The sequence below is a fragment of the Methanobrevibacter sp. genome, assembly GCF_015062935.1.
Classification (GTDB): Archaea; Methanobacteriota; Methanobacteria; order Methanobacteriales; family Methanobacteriaceae; genus Methanocatella.
The window spans coordinates 106,972-114,404 of the sequence record NZ_SUTM01000006.1 but is presented as its reverse complement, the minus strand read 5'-3'; the positions used below and the strand labels follow the sequence as shown (position 1 = coordinate 114,404).

The 7,433-nt window shown below is 35.9% G+C and carries 5 protein-coding genes; 2 read left to right on the top strand and 3 right to left on the bottom strand.

Features of this window, described 5'->3' with window-relative positions:
- Nucleotides 1-271: 271 nt before the first annotated feature.
- The gene (locus E7Z81_RS04225) at nt 272-1,495 is read right to left on the bottom strand and encodes an FprA family A-type flavoprotein (RefSeq protein ID WP_292744655.1); all 1,224 of its coding nucleotides are present in this window, start codon (nt 1,493-1,495) and stop codon (nt 272-274) included.
- A 66-nt stretch (nt 1,496-1,561) separates the two neighbouring features.
- Between E7Z81_RS04225 and E7Z81_RS04220 the strand changes: the two genes are divergently transcribed.
- Entirely contained in the window at nt 1,562-2,227 is a 666-nt protein-coding gene (locus tag E7Z81_RS04220) for a histidinol phosphate phosphatase domain-containing protein (RefSeq protein WP_292744653.1), read from the top strand.
- 153 nt (nt 2,228-2,380) lie between these two features.
- Nucleotides 2,381-5,224, top strand: coding sequence for an Ig-like domain repeat protein (locus tag E7Z81_RS04215; protein WP_292744651.1), 2,844 nt, complete (start codon nt 2,381-2,383; stop codon nt 5,222-5,224).
- 46 nt (nt 5,225-5,270) lie between these two features.
- Here E7Z81_RS04215 and E7Z81_RS04210 read toward each other — a convergent pair whose 3' ends face one another.
- Together E7Z81_RS04210 and E7Z81_RS04205 are read right to left on the bottom strand one after the other, a co-directional pair.
- Nucleotides 5,271-5,936 (bottom strand): 2,5-diamino-6-(ribosylamino)-4(3H)-pyrimidinone 5'-phosphate reductase, encoded by a 666-nt coding sequence (locus E7Z81_RS04210; RefSeq protein WP_292744649.1) that lies wholly within the window; start codon nt 5,934-5,936, stop codon nt 5,271-5,273.
- A 4-nt stretch (nt 5,937-5,940) separates the two neighbouring features.
- Nucleotides 5,941-6,957 carry a glycosyltransferase 4 family protein gene (locus E7Z81_RS04205; protein WP_292744647.1) on the bottom strand — a complete coding sequence of 339 codons (1,017 nt, stop codon included), beginning with the start codon at nt 6,955-6,957 and terminating at the stop codon, nt 5,941-5,943.
- Nucleotides 6,958-7,433: the final 476 nt, after the last annotated feature.

The window sequence follows — 7,433 nt, the reverse complement described above, 5'->3', positions numbered from 1 at the left end:
ACTTCATAGTATATAAAATTAAAGAAAAATAAAACAATTAAAATTAGAAAAAATTGTGACTTCGTGTCACATCCTCATTTTAAAAAAAAAAGAGGAACAAATTAATATGCTAAGCATAGCTAATTTGTTCCTCATTAATATTTAGGCATACCTAATATATAAGTTTAGGTATGCCCAAACAATTTCAGGGTCTAAAAACTAAACATAAAAATAAAATCTGATATAAAAAATATAAGAAAAAATAAAAAAATAGGAAAAAAGAATAAATCAATTATTCTTTAATGGAACGAGCAAGTTCTGCACCTTTTTCGAATGCTTCTGCAAGCACATCCTCATCAGGTACAAACAGAACATCCAAAGTATCGGTTACAGTAAATCCTGCAGTTTCCAAATCACTCTGGAGTTTTGCAATAGCTCCTCCACCCCAGCCTTTGGATGAAAAGATCAGTGCGTTTTTCTCACTGCCGGTTCCCTTGAAGTTGACACAGTCAAGCCAGTACATCATGTTACCGATTCTTGGGAAAGGCTTGTTCATCATGGTAGGAGCACCCAGGGCAATTGCTTTGGAGTCCAAAATGTCTGTAATTACATCATCAGGTCCGTCTTCCTGCATGAAGTACATTGCAACTTCAACACCTTCGCTCATGATACCTTCAGCAATCTGGTATGCGAGCTTTTCGGTTGAGTGGTGCATTGTATCATAGATAACTGTGATTTTGTCTTTACATACTCCTGATCCCCATTCAGTGTATTTTTCAACGATTGGAGCAGGGTTTTTCCAGATTTGACCGTGACATGGTGCAATCATCTTGATTTCATTGATAAGACCGGTGTTTGTTAACTCATCAAGTTTCATCCTGAGCATTGGAGAGCCTAATGTTACAAGGTTAGCGTAGTATTTCTGTGCTTCCCTTAAAAGATATTCCAGATCATAGTCTTCATCGAATCTTTTTGAATGTGCAACGTGCTGACCGAATGCATCGTTTGAAAAGAGTATTCCTTCTTCAGCCAAAAAGGTGAACATGCTGTCAGGCCAGTGAAGCATCGGAGCGGAAACAAATTTTAAAGTTCTGCCACCAATGTCAAGTTCATCACCGGTAGCTACAGCATTGATTTCGAGATCTGAGAAGTTATGATACTGTGCTTCCAAAAAGTTTATACAGTTTTGTGATGCATAGATTTCAGCATCAGGATTGTACTGTTCAATAGTTTGTCTTAAGAAAGTGGAATGGTCCATTTCTGAGTGGTTTTGAACGAATACATCAATCTTGAATTCTTTTCCTTCCTGTTCAAATGCGTCATGCACTCTTGCATCGAACTGTTCAAACATTCCTCTGTAAACATTATCGATTAATACAGTTTTTTCTTCACCAAATACAAGGTATGCGTTGTATGTGGTACCTGGAATTCCATATCCATGGAAAGTTCTGCTGTGCCAATGGATTACACCAACCCAATAGACACCGTCTGCCATTTTTACAGCTTTTGCTTTCATAATTATAACCTCAAAATAATTTAAGTTATATAAATATATATTCTACGTATTATATAAATTATTAATATGAACAAAAGAATCGATTTACATATGCACAGTCTCTTCAGTGACGGGGAACTTCTGCCGTCAGAACTTGCAAGAAGAGCGTTAAAACTGAATCATGAAGCTATAGCGATTACCGACCATGTTGACTGGTCCAATGTTGATACAATTCCAGCAATTCAGGATGCAATCGATGACATCAATGCAAACTGGGACATTACTGTTGTATTGGGTGCTGAGGTAACCCATGCCCCATGCGAATCCATTGACGGAATTGCTGCAAGGGCAAAGGAATTAGGTGCAAAGATTGTAGTTGTCCACGGTGAGACATTGAATGAACCGGTAACTCCCGGAACAAATCGTGCTGCAGTTGAATCAGAACATGTTGATATTTTAGGCCATCCGGGCCTCATTACAAAAGAGGAAGCTGAAATAGCTTTGGAAAATGATATCTATCTGGAGATTTCAGCACGTAAAGGTCACTGCCTCGGTAACGGTCATGTTGCAAACATTGCCCGTGAGGTTGGAAACAAACTGCTGGTTGACACCGATACACACTCTCCGGACGATTTGATTACCTTTGAAAAATCATATGAAATAGCTTTAGGTGCAGGCCTTACACATGATGAAGCAATGAAGGCCATTGTTGACAATCCCCGTGAATTGTTAAAATCCAAAGGAATTTTTTAAACCACACCCATACAAAGTCTTATCCAAATGTGGCGTCAAGTCACAATTTTTTTAATTTTAGTTTTTTATTGCCGAAACAATCTTTTTTTAAAAAATGTTAAATAAAGCAAAAAACAAAAATAGTTATCGTTTATAAACATTTGGTGTTAATATATGAAATTTAAAAAAATATTCATTTTTATATGTTTAATCATTTGCCTATTCAGCATTGCAAGCGTTTGCGCAAGTGATGCTAATCAAACGGCAGTTGCAAGTGATGAACTTAATCAAGAATTAAACTTAGTCAATGCAGACACATCATCTGCATCACCCAACAACATTAATCATGATGATTGCCTTAAAGTATCATCTGAAAACTATACAAATGCTGGTGAAAATAAGAAAAGCACGGTTATAGTTGCATCTGATTTGACTACAGATTATAAAAAAGGAGATACTTTAACAGTGACTTTAAAAGACAGCGATAACAATCCAATCAGCGGCGCTGTTTTATCTGTTGAATTGAACGGAGCTGAAAGATATACTACAAATGCAAACGGACAAATTAAAGTACCTACAGTCAATTTAAATGCAAAAACATATGACGTGAGCATTAATTTTGCGGGAAATGATAACTACACACAGTCATCCGCTGCAGTAAAGATTACTGTAAACAGAATAGATTCCTTTTTGAGAAATGTTGGAGATCTGACCATGGACAGTGACAGCAAAGCAGAATTCACTGTTGGAATCGAAGGAGCAACAGGTATTACAGCTAAAATTGATGATTCAGACATTGAAGTAAACGGCCTTACAGTTTCAATTCCTCAGCTTGATGCGGGAACACATACCCTGACCGTTACAACCATTCCTGATGAAAATCACAATGCAGTTTCCAAAACAACAACAATAACAGTAGAAAAAGCTGAATGTTCAATCACTGTTAATGATGTAAGCATGTACTATAACGGAACTTCAAGGGTGAAAGTATCACCTCACGGAGCTGTCAGGGTTACCGCTAAAATTGATGACAAATTCGTTAATGTCGATGAGAACAATGAAATTTTAATTTCAGGCCTGAATGCCGGAACCCACACTTTAACTGTAACTGCAGTTCCTGATGACAACCACGTATCCGTTACAAAAACAGCTACAATAACAGTTAGCAAAATCGATTCAGTAATTGGCGTTGATAATATTAATGTAAAATACGGAAGCGATTCAAACATAACCGTGCAAACTTCCGGAGCAAAAGGATTCACTGCAAAAATTGACGGAGAAACTGCAGAAATAGTTGGAAATGTAGTGATTATTCCAAAACTTGATGTAGGAACCCATACATTAACAGTTACAACAATTCCTGATTCCAATCACAATCCGGTAACTAAATCATCTACAATAACCGTTATTAAAAATGATTATCTAAGCGATATACGTGATGTTACCTTAAGATACGGTGATTCATACAACATGACCGTGAACACAAACGGTCCTAAGTTCACCGCAAAAATTGACGGTAAATCTGTTGAAGTAAGCGGAAATAAAATAATATTTCCTAAATTGGATGTTGGAACCCATACTTTAACTGTAACTACAGTTAAGGATGCTAATCATGACAGCATGACAAAAACAGCTACAATACTTATCAATAAAGCCAAAACCAAAGTAATAACCGCCAATTTAAATGGAACCGAAGGTAAAGCAATGACATTGATTGCCGGAACCGGAAGTGTTGATCAGGTCAGCGAAGGAGTTATTATTTTCTATGAAGGAGAGACAAAAATAGGTGAGGCAAATGTGGACAAAGGTATTGCAAGATTATCCTACACTCCATCAAAAGCCGGAGTTTATTCCCTTTTAGTTGTTTACGCAGGAACATCAAGATTTGAATCTTCAAGTGCTACAATGAAATTAACAGTTTTCGAAAAATCTGATGACGATAATGAATCCTCAAATATCAAATATTCACTCATTGTTCCATCCGGCAATTCCACAATCGAGATTAATATGTCCAGCGATGCCACAGGTACCCTCACATTGATTATTGAAGGCGTTGAATATAAAGCTGATGTGGTAAACGGAATCTGTAAAATTCCACTAAAGGATTTGGATGATGGAAATTATACATATACACTAACCTACACTGGAGACAGCAAGTACAAATCATTCAACGATATCGGTACTTTAACTGTGAATAAAACTAAATCCACTACCAATAAAACAACTTCCAAAACTGAAATTAAATTCCCACAAATTGGCACAATTTCAGCTGGAAACAGCCTGAAATTCGATTTACCTGATGATGCAACAGGAAACATTACATTAACAGTCAATGGTGAAACCTATGTCTATCCTCTTGATGAAAATGGAAAAGCTATTGTTAAAATACCTAATATAAATGCTGAAACCAGCCCATATACAATAACATACTCAGGAGACGACAAATATAATTCATTTACAAGAAGCGGAACATTAAAATCCACTCCTACATATGAGCCTAAAATAATTGCAGGTAACGTTAATGTCATTTACTCCAGCGGTTCATACTATACCATTAAGGTTTACGGAACTGACGGAAAACTTAAAAACGGCGCAACCGTCAAAATTACCGGTAAGATATCAAAAACACTAACCACAAAAAACGGCGCTGCAACATTCAAAATAACACAAGTTCCTGGAACCTATAAAATCAAAATTACCTCATTAGGCAAGACCGTTACAAAAACAATAACAGTAAAACATGTTGTCAGCCTTAAAAAGGTAACTGTTAAAAAATCCGCTAAAAAACTTGTACTGCAGGCAACCTTAAGTAAAATAAATGGAAAATACCTCAGCAAAAAAACAGTGACCTTTAAATTCAACGGTAAAGCATACAAGGCAAAAACAGATTCCAAAGGTATTGCAAAGGTAACAATCAAATCAAGTGTTCTTAAAAAGCTTAAAGTAGGTAAAAAAGTAACCTATCAGGCTACATACCTCAAGGACACCGTTAAAAATACAGCACAAATTAAAAAATAGAAGAATTATTATTCTTCTCTTTCTTTTTTTATTAAAAAAATAATTATTATAAAACTTTATATTTTAAAATCAGATCTTTTCCTAATGTAAATGAATCAACCAGCTCCAGTTTAACTGATTCATCCATTGTATCAAAGCCTTCACCGTCAAAGAATGTCTTGGCGTTTGCCCCTCCGACAACCATCGGAGCAATACATATATTTATCTCATCAATTAGACCTGATTTAATCATGGAAAAGTTTAAAGTTGATCCTCCCTCAAGCATTAGCTTTTCAATTCCTTCCTCATGCAGATAACTCATTAGGGATGTCAAATCCACCCTTTCATCACCGCTCCATAAGAATTTAACGCCACGTTGTTTAAAGGTTTCATACTTATCTGTTTTTATCAGTTCATCCTTGTATTCATTGGCACATGCTATGATGGTTTTTGCATCGCTGTTTGTTATTCTTGCATTTGCGGGAGTCCTGCATTTGCTGTCCACTACTACACGGACAGGATTGTCTTCAGGATTGGCATTGATTTTGTGAACTGTAAGCCTTGGGTCATCAGCTAGAACAGTGCCTATTCCAACCATTATGGCATCGCAGTCCTTTCTGATTTCATGAACCCTTTTAAGGTCTTCCTCACCGGAAATATTTGAGCTTCCGGTGGCTGTTGCGATTTTACCGTCCAGTGTCATTGCCGCATTCAATATTACATATGGCCTCATGTTATCATCCTATATGATAGAACATTTCCTTAATCTGTAAGAAATTGATCAGTGTCTTGTTTTCAAGCATTCCAGGCATTGTCAAAGCTACGATAATACCCAGTATTCCAAATACTATACCTATTGCCCAGATTATTTTTACCGCATTCTTTTCGGCAATTGGTTTTCTTAAAATCAGCCTTATTAATGATTTGAATCCCACATCAGGCCTTACCAGTTTACCTTCATCATTAATTTGGGTAGGCTTTTGCTGGGAACGGTTCATGACACCTGCGGAATAGAATTTCAGTGCCGCATCGATGATATTAGGCATCAGTACAATAATAGCTATTAATTTTACCCTTCCGATAAATGCAATACATACAATTGCCGCTCCGATAATAAGTGTACCGGTATCCCCCGGAAATATTTTAGCAGGATATCTGTTGAAGTACAGGAATGCAAGGAGCGCTCCGAGCATACTCATGGATATGATTGTAACATCGTATTTTCCCAAAATGATACATGCTATTGTCAGTGATGCCATTGAAATAACACCCAGACCTGATTCGATTCCGTTCAAACCTGCAAGCATGTTGGTCAGGTTGGATCCGATTGACAGTGCAATAGGTATTGTAATGAGATATAATATACCCACATTAGGTGGTGCCGCCCACATAAGTGGCAGACCTGCAATGAAAAGCAAAAAGAACTTGGACTTTGATGAAAGCGCAAGCAAGTCATCCAGAATACCTATCATTCCAACAAGAAGTATTACAACAAGCACTATGACCAGCGGAAATGCCAGAATGTCGTGCATGTAAATTCCGGAAAACATTCCAATGACAAATCCGAATATGATACCGAATCCACCCATTTCAGCAACAACAGGTTTCCAGGATTTATGGATATCTTTTCCAACAATATCAGCATCCTCCATCTTCTGAATAATTTTCGGCATGAATAATCTGGTCATTGAAAAAGACAGTAATCCACAGATTATTGCTATTACATATAAAGGAAGTTGTGGTAAAATCATCATATTTAAATATATAATGCTCATTATTAAAAAAAGTAATTATTTAATATTTTATATATTATCTTCCTTAAAAAAATTTAATTAATGAAATTAGTAAAATCAATGCCTACAACATGATTTAATCATGCTTGAACAGGTAGACATTGAACTAAAACTATTTATTCAAATATCAGAATTTAAGTACCCAAAAGTGGACATAAACTCTAATAGTAATATGAAATAAATCATATATAAAGTTTATTATTTTATAATAAAATGTAGGAAGTGTCAATTATAAATAAACAAACCCAAACATAGCCCCATTAAGCTATCGCAAAACAATCATTATAATATTGAATATTCCTACAATTTAAAGGCAAAATCAATTATGACATCGGATTAATTATAAATAATCCATATGATGAATAATGCTAAACACCACGTGATAATGGTGTATATGAGTATTACTATCCGAAATTTCTTTCGGTTACTCATAATGA

Excerpts from the sequence above, each read along its gene's own strand:
- E7Z81_RS04205 (WP_292744647.1), bottom strand. The coding sequence starts at position 6,957 with ATGATGATTTTACCACAACTTCCTTTATATGTAATAGCAATAATCTGT.
- E7Z81_RS04220 (WP_292744653.1), top strand. The coding sequence starts at position 1,562 with ATGAACAAAAGAATCGATTTACATATGCACAGTCTCTTCAGTGACGGG.
- E7Z81_RS04215 (WP_292744651.1), top strand. The coding sequence starts at position 2,381 with ATGAAATTTAAAAAAATATTCATTTTTATATGTTTAATCATTTGCCTA.
- E7Z81_RS04210 (WP_292744649.1), bottom strand. The coding sequence starts at position 5,936 with ATGAGGCCATATGTAATATTGAATGCGGCAATGACACTGGACGGTAAA.
- E7Z81_RS04225 (WP_292744655.1), bottom strand. The coding sequence starts at position 1,495 with ATGAAAGCAAAAGCTGTAAAAATGGCAGACGGTGTCTATTGGGTTGGT.